Raw genomic sequence first — 13,517 nt, forward strand, 5'->3', positions numbered from 1 at the left:
ATTTCTTATTTTCGGTCCGAAAAGAAATCAGCCCAAAATGGATTCTCTTTATCAAAGATTTCAATCTCTTCTGAGCTCATATTATGAGGATAATCTTCAAAAAGGTTATAGAATTTTTGCTTGTCGAATGTGATTAGCATCAAGCCTCTAGCAAACCATGCTGTATCAACCCACCAAGTTTTATCGCCATCATTTTCTTTGTAGCAATATTCGGACCAATTCACTTCTTCATATTCATCTTTCATGACCCTCGGCCCCCTTCATCTGTTGAGAATCTGCTGTATTGATAAAACTCAATATCTTGTGAAATTCAGGATTGTCTTTCAAGGAATTCACATCAATAAGATAGCTATTCGCATCGTATTTTCTCCCACCTACACTGTGAGACTTCTGGGCTTTAAATCTTTCTTTCAGAACAATGTTATTGAATGGTTTAAACCCATTTAACGTTCTTGATTGAAGTTCCAAGTACTCGAAACGACCTTCGTTTTTCCTTATGATTGCTGCATGCCTCCCTGCTGCCAAGTAGTATTCATTTCCACTTTCTACTTTCTCCAACAATTCTTTTACTGCAGTAAAATCATTTGTATGTTTAGCAACATGCATTTCAACTCCTGGAAGGCTCCCAATCATTTTAATTCTACTATCTCGAGAAAAGAAATCACAACTCTTTCCTCCTCTAAAATCTAAGACAGTATAGCCACCTTTGTTCCCAATATAAGCAAATGCTGCTGATGAACAAGATCCTCTTGTCTTGTCTCCACCACTAACAGCTTCGACTATTTGTTCCTCAGTCAATTTGTTACGGCTTTTTTTGATAGGATTTGAAGAAATTCCGTTCTGTAGCGCTAGCTTTCTCACTTCGCTCATTTGAGAATTTTTATTTATATCCTTCCTTACCTCAATTTTATCACTTTCATCTTTTTTTCGCCAAATTTTCTTCCAAACATCCTGAACTTTTCCGTTTTTAGGATCATAGTCTACAATACAACGACAATGCTGATGTCTTCTATAAACGTCCTTCGGAACTCTTGGATATTTATAATTCCCTTGAACTTCCTGACACCACTCACAACAATGAAAATACGATTTTCGGACAATCTCAGGTTGCAATCCAGACTGATGATGAAACTCCGCATTTTTCTGGATACTATCATCAATAATAGACTGGGTAAAATTCACAATAGGTTCACCGAGCAACCAACTGACATCCTCGAAATTTTCCTCAGACGAAAAGCGATTGACAATGCCAGCTATTCGATCCAGATTTAATTCAGGAACTTGAACTTTCAGACCGATTTTCGCTTCCTGGTTCAAATTCTTCTGAACATCACTAGTATAACCACTCACAAGCTCGTGATTTCGTCCTAGCACGTCCGTCAGCAAACGCTGAGCGATATTGTAATACATTTTACCGTCTGGTAGTTTGTCGGCGCTCAGAGACGCTCCTAGAGCCTTAGAGAGAATTTCACCAATTTCAATCGCAAACTCATTTGCTGTTTTGTAAGTGGCTTTTTTTGCCTTCAACGCAGCAAAAGCATTTCTGACAATCTCACTCTTACCAAAATCTCGTTCAAACCTCTCCTGAACCTCTTGCAAGATGCCAGGTAAAACATCATTCTCCATTTGAACCACCCTCGCTTCCAACTGGTTTAGCTGACATGTCTCCAGCGATACCAGTAAGATCACGAATTGTCTCCGCATTGATGTAACCAGGTAAAGCCTGATTTAACTTCACAACACCATCACCAATCATAGTCATGGTATTCGCATCCGCTTCAAATAATGGTTCCCACTTGACTTTAGTTTTTACAAATTGACTTCTGGCATAATGAAACTCATCACGCAAGCAAGCTGCAACATAAGCGACATTTAGCAATCCAGCACCTAGTGAGCGCTGAGCCTTCCGACCCGCAAGACGAAGATTCTCATGGCTAGCCTTGATGGCTTCCACAGATGATGGATTATCTGAAACGAAACCAAGGTCATCCAAAGTCAACCCCATTTCACCAGCAAATCCAGCAGCGGCTGTTCTCAGCTGTTCAGTAAACGGTGACATGCTAGCTGTAGTAAACTGTCCAACGCTCGGCTTCTCACCTTTATCGCTTGAAGAAATCGTCAGTAAGCTTGATACAGTAGCTTTCCATTTCTCCATAGGTTCCGCATCAGGATCAAGCCCAAGAATGTATTTTTGTGGCCATGAGTAGAACTCAGCAGTAATATCCGCCCGTTCCAAAGTACGCTTAGCATATTTCTGATAATACATCCCAGCCCTGGTAATTCGCGACCTACCAAACGGACGAACCGCATCCGGACGATGAATGACTGGAACCAACAAAGGGATACCAGTTTCATTCACAACCGAGTATGGTCTACCATCTTTCGGAATGAAGTGAGTAGCATTAGGCTCAAAGTAGGCTTCAAGTGTTGGACGATTGTAATCATCACGAGCCAGAACTGCATAACCTTCCACAAGCAACCCAGTAATAGGATCAATGACACCAGTTGCATTACTTGATTCAATGACTTGCAATCTCACCTCATCATCTTCCCCCTTCGAAATGTAGACGAAACTACACGAACCAATCAGCGCAGCTAAAATAGCACTATCAAAGAAGATATCAGGATTATTACGATCAAAAATTTCTGTAACATTAAAATCATCATTAGCAAATGCCCTGAAAATCAAACGATCTGCAAGACTATCAACTCCCTTTGCAGCCCAACCAAGAACAGCTTGATACTTTACCCTGATATGTGCAGGAATTGTGATTCCTGTCGGCGCTTCATAGTGTTGCATCGCATAATGCTTGTACCTCAGATTGACTCTGCTCTGATAGAGATTCAACTTTCTCCTGAGATAGTCAATTCCTCTTAATTCCAAACCGTTCTCCTTTCATTGTGATGATTTGGCGCGAGAAAAAATGTACAGTGACGGCGTGAAGCCCTGAAGCGCCTAGTGGGAGGGGGATGCCCCCCTATCATCAACTCGGACTTCCTCATACTCTTCTATTTTTCTCGAACTCTAATAATCCAGTAATCAATATTTTTATTAAAAAATAATTTAATTATATTTTTTATTTTAAGATCTATATTTTGTCCAATCTCTCGATTGTGGCAAGTTCCTGTTACCAACAACAGTACTACTTGCTGATTTATCATCAGCATAAAGCTTGTCAGACTTCTGTCTGTTGCACTGCCAATGCGCGAGCTGTAGGTTGTTGATGTCTGATGGATGACCGTTTCGATTGATTGGAATAATGTGGTCAATGACCGGACTTAATGGATGTGGGTACCTCAAGGATTTGTCAACTGGTAGTCCACAAATTCCACAAGTATTTTTTGTTTTGAGAATAATATTTTTATTCTTTTCAAAAGCAACTCTGTGAGGACCACTCCGGTCCGGTCTGTCCTTGGGGATATTCATCTAGGGAGGGTCCTTTCTTTTTTAGCAGGTAGGGTGGGCTAAATTTTTATGATGTAGGGGGGAGTTTTTTCAGTCTCTAACACCCTCGTATATTTAACATATCTTATATTTTGTGACTTTCAAGAGAGTGTGCTTTAACTCAGTCATGACAGTGGGTTTCTAGCATTTCTTGTTTATCCAATTTACCATTTCTCAATATGTTAAATAAGCGTGCTTTTTAATACGTAAATGTAAGCATACTTTCATCGATTTCATCTTGATTATATCCAATATAATCTAATGTGATATCTGGTGCAGAGTGATTAAGTATCTGCATTAAAATAGCTATATTTCCATTTTGTTTATAGTGATGATAACCAAACGTTTTTCTCATCGAGTGTGTGCCGATGTGTTTAAGTCCTGAATGTTTAGCTGCATCATTTAAGAATTGATATACAGCTACTCTACCAATGTGTTTAATTCTTACTCCGTCACCTCTAACTTTTTTTCTACTTGGAAAAAGATAGTCGTAACTCTCAAGATGATTTTCTTTTATGTAACGATTCAAAGCCTTTCGTAATTCTGGATTAACTGCAAATTTTCTTATTTTGCCAGTTTTTTTCTCTTTGATCTCAATTCTATCTTGAACTACATGTTTTACTTGAAGAGGAACAATATCGCTTACTCGTAGACCTGAGTATATTCCTACTAAGAAAAGAATATAGTTTCGTTCACTCTTTGATTTCAAATAATGCTTCATTCTATCAATGTCATCTGGTTCACGAATGGGCTCTACTTTTTTCACAATATCACCTCCAAACTCAAAGAAAAAGACAGGGTGTGCCTGTCTTTACAATCATTTCATAATATAATTTTAGCACATAAAATCATATATTCACTCCGAACTTACTCCAGATTTACTCCAAAGAAACTCCAAGTTTACTCCAAAATCTCAACCTGTTCACCATTGCGGTATAACTCTGCAAATGCCATCAGAGACTTATCCAAGATGTCGTAATATGAACTTTCTGAAATAGACAAGTCCATTGCGATTGTTTCATCCTTCTTGCAATTCCATTGAAGATACTTTTCAAAAAGTATTCTACGATAGAGGGGGTCATGTAATCCACTGACAGCTTGCTCAATTGCATCAAGCTCAATCTCTGCATCAACTTTTCGTATAGCTAATTTTTCAACTTGACTATCTCTTCCGTTCGATGGATTTCGTGGCGTGAATGAGTAGGTAGTTGTCACTCTCTGACCATCAGTGTCATTTGCGACTCTTCTCCAACGAGGATATCCTCTTAGAATCCTTTTGGCGTTTTCTTTTGTTTTGACTTCGTTTATTTCTGGAAAGAAAGGCATCACTTACCTCGCACTGCTGGAGATACTACACTATCATTTACTGTTTTCAAGGTAGTGTAGTTAGAGAATACCGTCATGGCTTTTTCCTTTGTTTTTGTTTGAACAGATGTCGATAAGGTGTAGACTTTATCAATAAATGGCATTTTTAGATGATATCCTGTTTGCAGGGTATTTTCTTGAACACCTCCAATCGCGCTAACCTTAACCCCAACCGTATTAGCTGGGATTCGTTTCACAGCCGTGAGACGAAAAATCCCATTAGAAGTCAGCGCACGACAATCTGAGCCAAATTCAACTCCTTCAATTGTGATGCTATTCTTCACGCTATCAACGTTGATTATAGAGTCATTTGATGTTTTAATTCTCATTCTCATGCTCCATCTCCTCAATCAGCCAATCCAGATTTTTACGTGCCTTTTTCAAATCTTCTAGTCCATTCTTCTTTTGGAATCGTAATTGATACTTTAAAGCATTCCCAAGATAAAAACCCTTCAGCTGTTCAGGTGTCATAAAATTTCTTAAAGCATCGATAGATTCCATACCATATCGTCCTTGGTAGTGGCTCGGCTTGTTTACGTTGTCAATTATTTCTGGATACATTTGATAGCCTCCTCAAGTTCTAAGATTATTCGGTTCCATTCTTCTGTTGTTGTTTCTCTAAAATCAAACTGAGACATCATTTCAGCTCTTTCGAACAATGCCCTCTTAAAGAATGAAGCTTTTTTGGAAAAATCCATATCATCTGTTTTAAACTCAGTCGTGATTTTCTTTCCATAACCCTCTATCTCTACATGGACTCTTGTTTTTCTATAGATAGGTAAAGGCTCCGCCCAAACACATCCTTTCAAGTCTGATTCATCGACTTTTTTAAGCATTAACGATATCTTCTTAGTTTCACTCTCTTTTTTAGCACCACTGAAAGGGTATCTTTTTGGTCTCATTTCTTATCCTCCAAAAGTCCGAATTTTCCCTTATAATGGCTAGGGTTATTGACTTTATCAACATCATTAAATTCTTCCAAAACTTGTTCATAAGATTTTTCTTTCATGTCAATTCCTCCCATAATGTCTACTTGCTCCATGTAAATAATAAGTGCCATCTTTGCGCTTGTTCACGTAATACGTGTATTTCCCATCTGGACTAGCGTAGGAAATCTGCTTCTCTCCTGCCCAACAACCGTTATCACGCATCATGTGGCAATTCTCCATAATCCATTCTACGTCAGGCATCTAGTAGCTCCTTGTTTTCATATACATTCCCCACGATCTCACAATCAGTATGTCGTAACCACAATTCACATCCGTGTTGTTTAGATTCAAGACGATACGCTCCACCACGGTGTCTTACAACCTCGTAATAAGTCGGTTCAGAATAAACATCCTTGGACATTTTGACTATATCTCCCTCAAAGATTTCCTTGTCGTTCTTGTCTTTGAGGCCTGTTGATTGCATGAGGATCAATTCTGACTTTTCGATAGGAATAAGAAGTTTGCAGTCCGATGTTGGTTTTTCCATGTTGCAAATCAAGCCGTTATCTGTGATAAAAAAATGTTCTACGAATTTCTTTTCTACGCTATCCCACGCTCTAAATTTTGGTATCATTCGGCAAATCCTCCTCTTTAACAAAAGTTCCGTCAATCCAACGACCCTTGCGGTCTTTGATTTCTTGGTAAGCCAGTTCAAAACATTCTTCGAAATCATAACCGAGAGCATTACTGATTGATTTTAACGAATCAATGGAAAATGATAGATACATCTTACACATAGATTTCTCTTCCCAACTGTAGAACCTTTGAAAGCAGCTGATATTTTTATTTAAATCTTTAAAATAATCAGGCACATCTTCTTCAAAAATCACTATAGAATCATCAAATATTTCCTGCACGTCTACCTCAATCAGCAACGCCAGACCGACAATCACGACTGCGCAATCTCCAATACTGTCCTTAGTCAGTTGCTCATTCTTCTTGAGATAACCTGCGCATAGTTCGCCGAACTCCTCACTTAGTTTCAAAGACTGCTTGTCTAGCCGTCCACCGTTTTCTAAATCACGGTCAATAAACCATTGTTTTACTTTTTCTAGTGTGTTCATTCTTTTTCTCCTAAAAAATCAAAAATTGTAGTCTGATATAGTGGCCTAGAATAGACTGGTTTGAAAGGTTGTATAACTCGCATTTCATTTTAAATCATCACCTCATCCCCAACTTTTACTTTCTCGTACACGTCCCTCGTAACCACGAACACCCCGTAATCACGAATGGTAAGCGTGTATAGCTTGCCATGTCGTCCTTTCTCGACGACCTTACCAAATATCTCAGCGCCTGCGTTGTCAGCCTTATAGATAACCATCGGCTTTTTCTTTTCTAGTTCTGCAATCCTGTCCATCTGCCAGATGTTCAATCCAGCAGATAGCAGAATCCAGATAGCTATGAATCGTTTCAATATGTGACCTCCTCTCCATCGTATGGTATGTCTCCATTTGATAAGTACTTAGATTCAATCATCAAGAAATCATTGACGCATTGATGACTACAGAAACAATTTTCAACATCGTTAAATAATGCTAGAATAACATGATTCTCTTGCACTACCAGAAACTCGTCTTCGATTTCTTTACAACAATTCGAACACTCATAACTCATACCTCAACCTCCTCAATCTCAATCCCTGGGCAATCGAATACCCAGCCAAAGCCAGCTTCTTCTAGTTCTTTTTTTGTAAAATAGCCTTTGAATGCTAGAGAAAAAAATATTTTCCCATTTCCATCTTTTACAAGGTAGTGTTTTGTTGCTTTAATCTTGACCAAATACTGCTTTTCTTTCTCAATCTCGTAGCCGAATTGGTGCATGTTGACAAGTATTTGAATAGGATTTTCTCTGCTGTCATTAATCCAATTATTAAACTCTCTATTTTCTATTTTTTTAGCCTCATCCCTGAAAGCAATCCAATCCCAAACATTAAATTCAAAAGAATCCTTATTCTCTTCATACCAATCCGCTACAAACTGCTTTACTTTGACTTTTTCACGTTCAACCATACCTTCAAGTTTGCCTTGCTCATAACCTTCACGCCATTTTGCATGACTAAAATCCTGTTTAAATTCACTCATGATAGCCTTTAGCCAAACTTCACGATCATGGTCTGGCAGTTCTCGTAATCGTGCTAATATGTTCTTGAGATAGCGTGGAGCTTCGTCTGCATGACCTGTTTCGGGTTCGTCTAGTTGTTTCAAGTCTTTTAGAACGGTTTTTAGAATAGTCTTTCCGCTAACAATACCTACAACACATTCAACCGCTTCGTACTTCTTAATCAATGCCTTAATATTCATCTTTCAACTCCTCAACTTTCTTTCTTAATTCTTTATTCTTTTTCTTCAACAAATCGCGCTCCAGCGCTCTAATGCGTCTCTTGCGTGCATCGCACGGCTTCGAATACTCGATTATCTTCTCTTCGTTTTGCTCGATTGTGCGTTTCAGTCCTTCAATGACTGTCTGTTTGTCATACTTCATCTTCTAAAAATCTTTCAATAGCTTCTCTGTAGGAGACTTCCACCAGACCATCTAAGTCGTTCAGGGCTTCAATATAGTCTGGACGACCTTGCCCGTACTGCTCTTTCAAAAATTCAACAAAGAGATGAATTTCCTGATAGGTTACTCCAACCATGTTTCTTACCTCTTACTAAAACGGAAAATCATCTTCCTCAAGGGTGTATCCTGGCATTTGTTCCTCAATGTTCGAACGGTTAGCGGTATCATCACGCTTTTCAAGTCGCTCGAAATTCTCTGCGACAACCTCAGTCAGATAGACCCTGCGCCCTTCCTGATTCTCGTAGTTCCTTGTCTGGATGCGCCCCGTCACACCGACCAGATTGCCCTTCTTACACCATTCCGCAAAGAGCTCCGCCTGTTTGCGCCACATCATACAGTTGATGAAGTCCGCCTCTCGCTCGCCGTTTGCTCCCTTGAAATTCCGATTGACTGCCAGAGTAAACGTCGCAACCGCCACATTCGACGGCGTATATTTTAATTCAGGGTCTTTTGTCAAGCGCCCTACCAACGTAACGTTATTGATCATCTTTCTTTTCCTTTCTTGCTGCACGTTCCCCAATTAAGTAGCCGAGAAATAGCCATAGAATAGCCATTCCAAATTCTTTAATAAGTTCAATCATTTTCTTCTCCCTTCATTTGTTCTGCATCTGTAAATAATTCCATTGTCTTAATAATTTTTTCTAACATAGATTTATGTAGCGTGATGTAATTATTTTTCTTCACTTGTTCACAGAAGATACAAATTCGTTTGCCAAGATAATTACATTTTCCGTCTGAACGGTAACTTTCATCTGACTCAATTTGTTCTTTGTTAGCCGAGCTAACAAGAATTACTTCATCAGATTCTTTCCAATCAGTAATTCCCATACATTTGTGAAAATTCTCAAATGCTAAATCCATTAAAATATTTTTAGTCATTTTCTTCTCCTTCTGAAAAAGTCGCTAAATAGTAACAATCCTTAGCACCATAGTCAAACCGTGTCGTCCGCTGACCGATGTGCTTTTGAAACCTTGGATGAGTGATAGCCGAGAACGCCCACTGATGATCTTTCATCTGTTCGATAAGTTCATCCACATTGTTAAAACTTCCAAGAAAAAACTTGCAGTACCCGTTGTAGACGAAGTAAAGCTCTAACATCACTCCACCTCAATTGGGTAAAAGTTCCCAAAGGAATCCCTCACTGCCTTGCCAACCTGTAAGGCTGCCGCCCGAGAAACAAACCGCATGGCTTTCTTCTCCTCAGAGCATGAAATGTCCAAGCCAGTCATACCGATAACTGCGGACCTCAGAAACGGCCTATCCTCTCGTGTCCCATGCTTTAAAATAAACATCAGCCACCTCCATTCTCAATCCTTTCAAGTAATTCACGTTTACGCTCTTCGAGTTCCTTCTTAGTCTCATCACTGGTATTGTTGACATAGTTAGGCTGTGACCATCTTCCAAGCTAATTAACATCATTTTGAGGTAAATGATGGTATGTGTATCTCCACCAGCAATCTTACGAAGTAGTTTCATCTCCTTTGACTTAAAGAAGTCTTGGGCTAGCTGGATCCAGAAATACCGCTTGTTTTTTAACGCCATAATCTCACACCCCACTTTCTCCGATTCGCACGATATTTCATCCACATATCCTCATAGATGTGCCTACCCTCTAACTCCATTTTTTCAAGCTTAAGTAGACGATTTTCAGACGATAGAACTCGATAGTCTTTGGCTAGCTTGCCATAATCATTCAGGTATTCCTTGATCATGAACATGATATCATTATCATTTTCTAGATATAGGTTAAAGTCCGATGTTTCCTCGTCAGAAATCATTTCCCTGTTTAATTTTTCTTTGGTTTCAAGCCATTTAATCAATTCTTCCATTCCCTGACCTCCTCACTTCAAGATGTGCATTTTAGGTTCTGGCAAAGCTAATGGCTCAGGACGCAAACCTTGAGGCGGTTCGTTGTCAAATGTGAAGCCCTTGAACTCTCTACGGATATTCTTGCGGATTTCTTGACGCTGTGCCTCTCTACCACGTTCGTATGCATGGTTGTAGCCTTGGATAATCATAGACGCAAATTCTTGCTCTTCTCGTCTCTCTTCTTCATTCTGGCGGATTTTCTCCTCTTCCTGCTTATCCATCTGACGAGCTAGAAGCCCTGCACCGATAAATCCTAAAATCACTGTGCCAGTTCCTAATAATTGGCTAACTAATGGTGGTTCAAACATTTTTATCTCCTTACGCTCTTAATTTTCGTACTTCTTTCTCTAATTCCAAAATTTCATAAACATCATTGACATCATACATAATATCTTTCCCTTGCTTACGAAATCTTAATCCTTTGCGTTCTAACTTCTTAATATAGCCATGAGTAAAGCCGAACCTCTTCATCAAAGCTTGTTGATTGATTGGCATGCGATCATTCTCTAACTGCTCCTTGACCTGCTTTTCAGCAAAAGCCAACAATTGATTGGTGAACAATTCAGCACTTTCACCGTCCAATCGTAATTGTAATGTTATACCTTCCATTTTCTACATCCTCTCAACTATGCGGGCAAGCATTTTTGTGATATAATGGTTTAAATTGTTTTAGTATGCGCCTGATTGCCGTCAGGTGCTTTTTTGCGTTGTTGTCAAACTGTCTTACTTTCCAGCGCCCTGAGTTCAATCTCACGGCTGACTTGTCTCAATAGCTTCTCACACGCTATTTTAGCTTCTCTGTACGTTGTAGATTCGCTGATGAAGTAATCAGCAAGTTCGATGATTTTATCTTCCATGATTGTCTCCAAAAATCAGTCTCAAGACCGATGTACCACCTTCAAAAACAGCATATATTTATATTATCCTTAACAAGAAAGGAGCTGATGCAAATTGGCAAAATTTTTGAAGGGGACTGTGGTTCAGTGATTCAGTTTGGCTAGGTAACCAACACGTTTTTACTGCGAGTGTGACTGCACGGAGCCTGTCGCTGACTATAAGAGGGACTGCAGCTCTGCTTATAGCGGGACTGACAGACAACTACCGAGCGACACTCAAAGACTAGCCAAACCACGTTGATTGCAGTGCTGGACGCATGACCAGCGAAGTTTCAACCAGTCGCTTTACACCGACTGTGAAACCTTATCAAAGTATGCAAGTCTTGACCTAGTGTAAAGTAGGTTAAGACTTTTTTATTGCTCAAGAACTTGTGAATCGTTCAAAGAAATCTTAGAATCTAGTTCATCCAACTTCTCAGCAATATATGTCACGGTCCTCAATATCTCGTTGAGGGCTGTTCTTTCTAATTCGTTCATTTTCCTACTCCTTTCAAACCAAAGTCCTATATTAGAATTTTGAAATTCCTCTCTTTTATTTATTTAGAGAAGTAGGACTTGTTGTCTTTTAATATTTATTGTTATTTAATACTTGTTGTTAGTTAATATTTATTAGTGTAAAAAATTTGACATGAAAAAGTTTGACATGAAAAAAACTTACATCTCAAAAGTTGAATCACTAATCGCTTTATCAAGTCGTTGCGACATGATATCAAACTGGAAATCAGATATTTTTCTATCAGAGAAAAATCGAAATACATGACTTCCACCACGGCCTGGAGGTTTTCGCCTAACTTGACGCAAATATCCAGCCTCTTCCAAGATTTTGAAATATTTACTAATAGTTGGACGACTAACACCTTTACGCTTAGCTATTTCTTCTGGATAGACTTGCCAGTTTGGGTGATTGGCCAGCACCACCATCATGATGCCGACAGCTGTAAAATCTAGCGCAGGATCGTTGATAAAACTATTACTAACAGCTGTATAATCGTCAGTTGGATTCCTGAAAGATGAACTGGCAATCCAAATCTTTAAAGTTTGTCATACAATCTCCTTTCTCTTAACTTATTTTCAACCATTCTTCTCTTTTTAACTACCCACGTTTCGTGGTCTTGGGTCTGAAAAAATTTCGCCAATATCTTTCTCTAGAACATCAGCGATAATAAACATCTCATCAGATTTAAAAGCACGTTGTCCTCTTTCTTTTTGACGATATGCAGTTTCTGAAATACCTAATTTTCTTGCTAACTGTTTTTGCGTTATGCCTTTTTCTTTTCGTAATTGATAAAGATATATCTGCACGCACTCACCCCCTTATCTTAGTTCATCTATGCTGACTTCCAGTGCATCAGCAATTTTGCACATATTCTTAAAAGAAATACGCTCGGTTTTAATATTTCTGATTGTATTTGGACTGATACCAGCTTTTTCAGCTAATGCCTTCTGTGTCATCCCTTTTTCAATCAACAAATGCTTAAACTTCTTCCACATACATTGTTCCTTTCCCAATATATTGTGTTTCAAACATATAAAAACACTAGATATTGTTATTTAATTTAGATTATGCTATAATCATTCTTGACTAAGACCTCTCCCGTTTTAGTCAAAATTCCAATAGAAAGGAGAAAATTATGGATTTCAATCAAATTGCAATAACTTTTTTAACTTCCTGCGTCCCTGCATTTCTTGTTTATCTCACTAATAAACATCAAACAAACGCCAAAATAAAAGAATTAAAAACACAATCTGAAAATGAGTTACAGAGACTTGAAAAAGAACATGAATTGAAACTGGATGCCTTGAAACAAAGCCAACAAGTAGACATCGCTTCAAAATTTTTTACAGGCGAAGTTGATATCAAAAATATTACTAAAGCTATTAACGGAATCGCAGAACTTCAAAAAGCTGTAGATAAGTTTCAAAAATAATTTGATGAAAGTAGGGTGCTTACTCTGCTTTTTTTAAAATTTTCAAAAGCATTGAAAGTCCACTAGCTAACCCAGCTAGATACCCTCGCCCATAGTCTGTCATTAAGAATTTCATTAATTCGATTGTTTTTTCTTCAGTCATCTTCCTACTCCTTATCTTTTTTATCACATCGGTATTCCACTATCTTACGAATAGTGAAAGATACAATCACAAATCCTGCTAGGATTATCAAGCCAACATTTTCATCCATTGCTTTTCACGGCAAATGATGGTACACTATCAAGTAGAGGTTGGGGCTTCTGCCCCTTTCTCTACTTTTTGTTTTGAAGCTTACGTTTGTGTTCTAAGATTTGTTTGTGCCACAAACGTGCTTCTCTGGTTAAGCCTAGTACCAAGATGACGGTTGCAGTGTCCTTGGTTGCTAGGCTTTTTATGATGTGTTCCATCATTTGCCTTACCTCCTT

General features: G+C 38.6%; 32 protein-coding genes and 1 pseudogene. 1 reads left to right on the plus strand and 32 read right to left on the minus strand.

The genetic code is table 11. The features are described 5' to 3' along the window. Window positions 1-5: 5 nt before the first annotated feature. The 30 genes and pseudogenes from SMSK564_RS0102645 to SMSK564_RS09450 form a co-directional block, all read right to left on the minus strand. On the minus strand, window positions 6-245 hold the full coding sequence (locus tag SMSK564_RS0102645; RefSeq protein ID WP_000651132.1) for a DUF7675 family protein: 240 nt from the start codon (window positions 243-245) through the stop codon (window positions 6-8). Then, window positions 235-1,626: a hypothetical protein gene (locus tag SMSK564_RS09360; RefSeq protein ID WP_000426641.1), complete on the minus strand. Its 1,392-nt coding sequence runs from the start codon at window positions 1,624-1,626 to the stop codon at window positions 235-237. The genes SMSK564_RS0102645 and SMSK564_RS09360 overlap by 11 nt, the downstream gene beginning before the upstream one ends. Beyond that, the gene (locus tag SMSK564_RS09365; protein ID WP_000423148.1) at window positions 1,616-2,884 is read right to left on the minus strand and encodes a phage portal protein; all 1,269 of its coding nucleotides are present in this window, start codon (window positions 2,882-2,884) and stop codon (window positions 1,616-1,618) included. Before SMSK564_RS09365 ends, SMSK564_RS09360 begins: the two co-directional genes overlap by 11 nt. Before the next feature lie 198 nt (window positions 2,885-3,082). Beyond that, window positions 3,083-3,427 carry an HNH endonuclease gene (locus SMSK564_RS0102655; protein WP_001025041.1) on the minus strand — a complete coding sequence of 115 codons (345 nt, stop codon included), beginning with the start codon at window positions 3,425-3,427 and terminating at the stop codon, window positions 3,083-3,085. Between the two features lie 217 nt (window positions 3,428-3,644). Beyond that, the gene (locus SMSK564_RS09370) at window positions 3,645-4,211 is read right to left on the minus strand and encodes a site-specific integrase (RefSeq protein WP_000754955.1); all 567 of its coding nucleotides are present in this window, start codon (window positions 4,209-4,211) and stop codon (window positions 3,645-3,647) included. A gap of 134 nt (window positions 4,212-4,345) precedes the next feature. After that, window positions 4,346-4,771 carry an ArpU family phage packaging/lysis transcriptional regulator gene (locus SMSK564_RS09375; protein WP_001115776.1) on the minus strand — a complete coding sequence of 142 codons (426 nt, stop codon included), beginning with the start codon at window positions 4,769-4,771 and terminating at the stop codon, window positions 4,346-4,348. After that, a complete protein-coding gene (locus SMSK564_RS09380; protein ID WP_025170911.1) occupies window positions 4,771-5,139 on the minus strand; it encodes an SPFH domain-containing protein in 369 nt (122 codons plus the stop codon). Before SMSK564_RS09380 ends, SMSK564_RS09375 begins: the two co-directional genes overlap by 1 nt. Then, the gene (locus SMSK564_RS0102665; protein ID WP_000283169.1) at window positions 5,129-5,371 is read right to left on the minus strand and encodes a DUF3310 domain-containing protein; all 243 of its coding nucleotides are present in this window, start codon (window positions 5,369-5,371) and stop codon (window positions 5,129-5,131) included. Before SMSK564_RS0102665 ends, SMSK564_RS09380 begins: the two co-directional genes overlap by 11 nt. Then, the gene (locus tag SMSK564_RS09385; protein ID WP_001247545.1) at window positions 5,356-5,712 is read right to left on the minus strand and encodes a hypothetical protein; all 357 of its coding nucleotides are present in this window, start codon (window positions 5,710-5,712) and stop codon (window positions 5,356-5,358) included. Before SMSK564_RS09385 ends, SMSK564_RS0102665 begins: the two co-directional genes overlap by 16 nt. Next, window positions 5,709-5,870, minus strand: coding sequence for a hypothetical protein (locus tag SMSK564_RS13495; RefSeq protein WP_176602634.1), 162 nt, complete (start codon window positions 5,868-5,870; stop codon window positions 5,709-5,711). Before SMSK564_RS13495 ends, SMSK564_RS09385 begins: the two co-directional genes overlap by 4 nt. Continuing rightward, entirely contained in the window at window positions 5,821-6,000 is a 180-nt protein-coding gene (locus tag SMSK564_RS0102675) for a hypothetical protein (protein WP_001113498.1), read from the minus strand. Before SMSK564_RS0102675 ends, SMSK564_RS13495 begins: the two co-directional genes overlap by 50 nt. Beyond that, window positions 5,993-6,373, minus strand: coding sequence for a YopX family protein (locus SMSK564_RS0102680; RefSeq protein ID WP_000612372.1), 381 nt, complete (start codon window positions 6,371-6,373; stop codon window positions 5,993-5,995). Before SMSK564_RS0102680 ends, SMSK564_RS0102675 begins: the two co-directional genes overlap by 8 nt. Next, entirely contained in the window at window positions 6,357-6,863 is a 507-nt protein-coding gene (locus tag SMSK564_RS09395) for a MazG-like family protein (RefSeq protein WP_001093851.1), read from the minus strand. Before SMSK564_RS09395 ends, SMSK564_RS0102680 begins: the two co-directional genes overlap by 17 nt. A gap of 89 nt (window positions 6,864-6,952) precedes the next feature. Then, window positions 6,953-7,213 carry a DUF1372 family protein gene (locus SMSK564_RS09400; protein ID WP_000819323.1) on the minus strand — a complete coding sequence of 87 codons (261 nt, stop codon included), beginning with the start codon at window positions 7,211-7,213 and terminating at the stop codon, window positions 6,953-6,955. 196 nt (window positions 7,214-7,409) lie between these two features. Beyond that, window positions 7,410-8,099, minus strand: coding sequence for a DUF1642 domain-containing protein (locus SMSK564_RS09405; protein ID WP_001021759.1), 690 nt, complete (start codon window positions 8,097-8,099; stop codon window positions 7,410-7,412). Further along, the gene (locus tag SMSK564_RS09410) at window positions 8,089-8,280 is read right to left on the minus strand and encodes a hypothetical protein (protein ID WP_000872741.1); all 192 of its coding nucleotides are present in this window, start codon (window positions 8,278-8,280) and stop codon (window positions 8,089-8,091) included. Before SMSK564_RS09410 ends, SMSK564_RS09405 begins: the two co-directional genes overlap by 11 nt. Next, window positions 8,270-8,434 carry a hypothetical protein gene (locus SMSK564_RS12825; protein ID WP_000233202.1) on the minus strand — a complete coding sequence of 55 codons (165 nt, stop codon included), beginning with the start codon at window positions 8,432-8,434 and terminating at the stop codon, window positions 8,270-8,272. The genes SMSK564_RS09410 and SMSK564_RS12825 overlap by 11 nt, the downstream gene beginning before the upstream one ends. 15 nt (window positions 8,435-8,449) lie before the next feature. Further along, window positions 8,450-8,845, minus strand: a complete 396-nt coding sequence (gene ssb, locus SMSK564_RS09415; RefSeq protein ID WP_000609558.1) for a single-stranded DNA-binding protein — start codon at window positions 8,843-8,845, stop codon at window positions 8,450-8,452. 86 nt (window positions 8,846-8,931) lie between these two features. Beyond that, window positions 8,932-9,237 carry a hypothetical protein gene (locus tag SMSK564_RS09420; RefSeq protein ID WP_000164636.1) on the minus strand — a complete coding sequence of 102 codons (306 nt, stop codon included), beginning with the start codon at window positions 9,235-9,237 and terminating at the stop codon, window positions 8,932-8,934. Next, window positions 9,230-9,457 carry a hypothetical protein gene (locus SMSK564_RS0102695; protein WP_000891973.1) on the minus strand — a complete coding sequence of 76 codons (228 nt, stop codon included), beginning with the start codon at window positions 9,455-9,457 and terminating at the stop codon, window positions 9,230-9,232. Before SMSK564_RS0102695 ends, SMSK564_RS09420 begins: the two co-directional genes overlap by 8 nt. After that, on the minus strand, window positions 9,457-9,651 hold the full coding sequence (locus SMSK564_RS0102700; RefSeq protein ID WP_025170912.1) for a hypothetical protein: 195 nt from the start codon (window positions 9,649-9,651) through the stop codon (window positions 9,457-9,459). The genes SMSK564_RS0102695 and SMSK564_RS0102700 overlap by 1 nt, the downstream gene beginning before the upstream one ends. A gap of 100 nt (window positions 9,652-9,751) precedes the next feature. Beyond that, window positions 9,752-9,901 (minus strand): annotated as a pseudogene (locus SMSK564_RS12830) (phage replisome organizer N-terminal domain-containing protein); the annotation flags it as partial. Further along, complete coding sequence (locus SMSK564_RS09425) at window positions 9,892-10,188, minus strand: hypothetical protein (RefSeq protein ID WP_000391818.1); 297 nt, start codon at window positions 10,186-10,188, stop codon at window positions 9,892-9,894. The gene SMSK564_RS09425 and the pseudogene SMSK564_RS12830, both read right to left, overlap by 10 nt. Window positions 10,189-10,200: 12 nt before the next feature. Then, complete coding sequence (locus SMSK564_RS09430; protein WP_000462837.1) at window positions 10,201-10,536, minus strand: hypothetical protein; 336 nt, start codon at window positions 10,534-10,536, stop codon at window positions 10,201-10,203. 10 nt (window positions 10,537-10,546) lie between these two features. Continuing rightward, window positions 10,547-10,837 (minus strand): hypothetical protein, encoded by a 291-nt coding sequence (locus tag SMSK564_RS09435; protein ID WP_000398536.1) that lies wholly within the window; start codon window positions 10,835-10,837, stop codon window positions 10,547-10,549. Between the two features lie 104 nt (window positions 10,838-10,941). After that, window positions 10,942-11,085, minus strand: coding sequence for a hypothetical protein (locus SMSK564_RS13500; protein ID WP_000389591.1), 144 nt, complete (start codon window positions 11,083-11,085; stop codon window positions 10,942-10,944). A gap of 393 nt (window positions 11,086-11,478) precedes the next feature. Next, entirely contained in the window at window positions 11,479-11,601 is a 123-nt protein-coding gene (locus tag SMSK564_RS13710) for a hypothetical protein (RefSeq protein ID WP_001003829.1), read from the minus strand. Window positions 11,602-11,778: 177 nt separating this feature from the next. Next, window positions 11,779-12,045, minus strand: coding sequence for a helix-turn-helix domain-containing protein (locus SMSK564_RS09440; RefSeq protein ID WP_004236851.1), 267 nt, complete (start codon window positions 12,043-12,045; stop codon window positions 11,779-11,781). 168 nt (window positions 12,046-12,213) lie between these two features. Continuing rightward, window positions 12,214-12,426: a helix-turn-helix transcriptional regulator gene (locus SMSK564_RS09445; RefSeq protein WP_001167863.1), complete on the minus strand. Its 213-nt coding sequence runs from the start codon at window positions 12,424-12,426 to the stop codon at window positions 12,214-12,216. 12 nt (window positions 12,427-12,438) lie between these two features. Further along, complete coding sequence (locus SMSK564_RS09450) at window positions 12,439-12,615, minus strand: helix-turn-helix domain-containing protein (protein ID WP_000265523.1); 177 nt, start codon at window positions 12,613-12,615, stop codon at window positions 12,439-12,441. 140 nt (window positions 12,616-12,755) lie between these two features. Between SMSK564_RS09450 and SMSK564_RS09455 the strand changes: the two genes are divergently transcribed. After that, window positions 12,756-13,052: a hypothetical protein gene (locus SMSK564_RS09455; RefSeq protein ID WP_000347144.1), complete on the plus strand. Its 297-nt coding sequence runs from the start codon at window positions 12,756-12,758 to the stop codon at window positions 13,050-13,052. A 19-nt stretch (window positions 13,053-13,071) separates the two neighbouring features. Here the strand turns inward: SMSK564_RS09455 and SMSK564_RS13715 are convergent, their stop codons facing one another. After that, window positions 13,072-13,194 (minus strand): hypothetical protein, encoded by a 123-nt coding sequence (locus SMSK564_RS13715; protein WP_000134099.1) that lies wholly within the window; start codon window positions 13,192-13,194, stop codon window positions 13,072-13,074. A 170-nt stretch (window positions 13,195-13,364) separates the two neighbouring features. Further along, window positions 13,365-13,502, minus strand: coding sequence for a hypothetical protein (locus SMSK564_RS12835; protein ID WP_000969962.1), 138 nt, complete (start codon window positions 13,500-13,502; stop codon window positions 13,365-13,367). Window positions 13,503-13,517: the final 15 nt, after the last annotated feature.

Origin of the sequence: Streptococcus mitis SK564 (assembly GCF_000148525.1) — a bacterium.
Classification (GTDB): Bacteria; Bacillota; Bacilli; order Lactobacillales; family Streptococcaceae; genus Streptococcus; species Streptococcus mitis_H.

Bases quoted from the DNA above. Each gene is read 5' to 3' on its own strand.
- SMSK564_RS09410 (WP_000872741.1), bottom strand. From the start codon at position 8,280: ATGAAGTATGACAAACAGACAGTCATTGAAGGACTGAAACGCACAATC.
- SMSK564_RS09380 (WP_025170911.1), bottom strand. From the start codon at position 5,139: ATGAGAATTAAAACATCAAATGACTCTATAATCAACGTTGATAGCGTG.
- SMSK564_RS0102680 (WP_000612372.1), bottom strand. From the start codon at position 6,373: ATGATACCAAAATTTAGAGCGTGGGATAGCGTAGAAAAGAAATTCGTA.
- SMSK564_RS09425 (WP_000391818.1), bottom strand. From the start codon at position 10,188: ATGGAAGAATTGATTAAATGGCTTGAAACCAAAGAAAAATTAAACAGG.
- SMSK564_RS09440 (WP_004236851.1), bottom strand. From the start codon at position 12,045: ATGGTGGTGCTGGCCAATCACCCAAACTGGCAAGTCTATCCAGAAGAA.
- ssb (WP_000609558.1), bottom strand. From the start codon at position 8,845: ATGATCAATAACGTTACGTTGGTAGGGCGCTTGACAAAAGACCCTGAA.
- SMSK564_RS13500 (WP_000389591.1), bottom strand. From the start codon at position 11,085: ATGGAAGATAAAATCATCGAACTTGCTGATTACTTCATCAGCGAATCT.
- SMSK564_RS0102665 (WP_000283169.1), bottom strand. From the start codon at position 5,371: ATGTATCCAGAAATAATTGACAACGTAAACAAGCCGAGCCACTACCAA.
- SMSK564_RS09360 (WP_000426641.1), bottom strand. From the start codon at position 1,626: ATGGAGAATGATGTTTTACCTGGCATCTTGCAAGAGGTTCAGGAGAGG.
- SMSK564_RS0102695 (WP_000891973.1), bottom strand. From the start codon at position 9,457: ATGTTAGAGCTTTACTTCGTCTACAACGGGTACTGCAAGTTTTTTCTT.
- SMSK564_RS09435 (WP_000398536.1), bottom strand. From the start codon at position 10,837: ATGGAAGGTATAACATTACAATTACGATTGGACGGTGAAAGTGCTGAA.
- SMSK564_RS0102655 (WP_001025041.1), bottom strand. From the start codon at position 3,427: ATGAATATCCCCAAGGACAGACCGGACCGGAGTGGTCCTCACAGAGTT.
- SMSK564_RS13715 (WP_000134099.1), bottom strand. From the start codon at position 13,194: ATGACTGAAGAAAAAACAATCGAATTAATGAAATTCTTAATGACAGAC.
- SMSK564_RS09450 (WP_000265523.1), bottom strand. From the start codon at position 12,615: ATGTGGAAGAAGTTTAAGCATTTGTTGATTGAAAAAGGGATGACACAG.
- SMSK564_RS09375 (WP_001115776.1), bottom strand. From the start codon at position 4,771: ATGCCTTTCTTTCCAGAAATAAACGAAGTCAAAACAAAAGAAAACGCC.
- SMSK564_RS09455 (WP_000347144.1), top strand. From the start codon at position 12,756: ATGGATTTCAATCAAATTGCAATAACTTTTTTAACTTCCTGCGTCCCT.
- SMSK564_RS0102645 (WP_000651132.1), bottom strand. From the start codon at position 245: ATGAAAGATGAATATGAAGAAGTGAATTGGTCCGAATATTGCTACAAA.
- SMSK564_RS09395 (WP_001093851.1), bottom strand. From the start codon at position 6,863: ATGAACACACTAGAAAAAGTAAAACAATGGTTTATTGACCGTGATTTA.
- SMSK564_RS09405 (WP_001021759.1), bottom strand. From the start codon at position 8,099: ATGAATATTAAGGCATTGATTAAGAAGTACGAAGCGGTTGAATGTGTT.
- SMSK564_RS0102700 (WP_025170912.1), bottom strand. From the start codon at position 9,651: ATGTTTATTTTAAAGCATGGGACACGAGAGGATAGGCCGTTTCTGAGG.
- SMSK564_RS13710 (WP_001003829.1), bottom strand. From the start codon at position 11,601: ATGAACGAATTAGAAAGAACAGCCCTCAACGAGATATTGAGGACCGTG.
- SMSK564_RS09420 (WP_000164636.1), bottom strand. From the start codon at position 9,237: ATGACTAAAAATATTTTAATGGATTTAGCATTTGAGAATTTTCACAAA.
- SMSK564_RS09385 (WP_001247545.1), bottom strand. From the start codon at position 5,712: ATGAGACCAAAAAGATACCCTTTCAGTGGTGCTAAAAAAGAGAGTGAA.
- SMSK564_RS09430 (WP_000462837.1), bottom strand. From the start codon at position 10,536: ATGTTTGAACCACCATTAGTTAGCCAATTATTAGGAACTGGCACAGTG.
- SMSK564_RS0102675 (WP_001113498.1), bottom strand. From the start codon at position 6,000: ATGCCTGACGTAGAATGGATTATGGAGAATTGCCACATGATGCGTGAT.
- SMSK564_RS12835 (WP_000969962.1), bottom strand. From the start codon at position 13,502: ATGATGGAACACATCATAAAAAGCCTAGCAACCAAGGACACTGCAACC.
- SMSK564_RS12825 (WP_000233202.1), bottom strand. From the start codon at position 8,434: ATGGTTGGAGTAACCTATCAGGAAATTCATCTCTTTGTTGAATTTTTG.
- SMSK564_RS13495 (WP_176602634.1), bottom strand. From the start codon at position 5,870: ATGGCACTTATTATTTACATGGAGCAAGTAGACATTATGGGAGGAATT.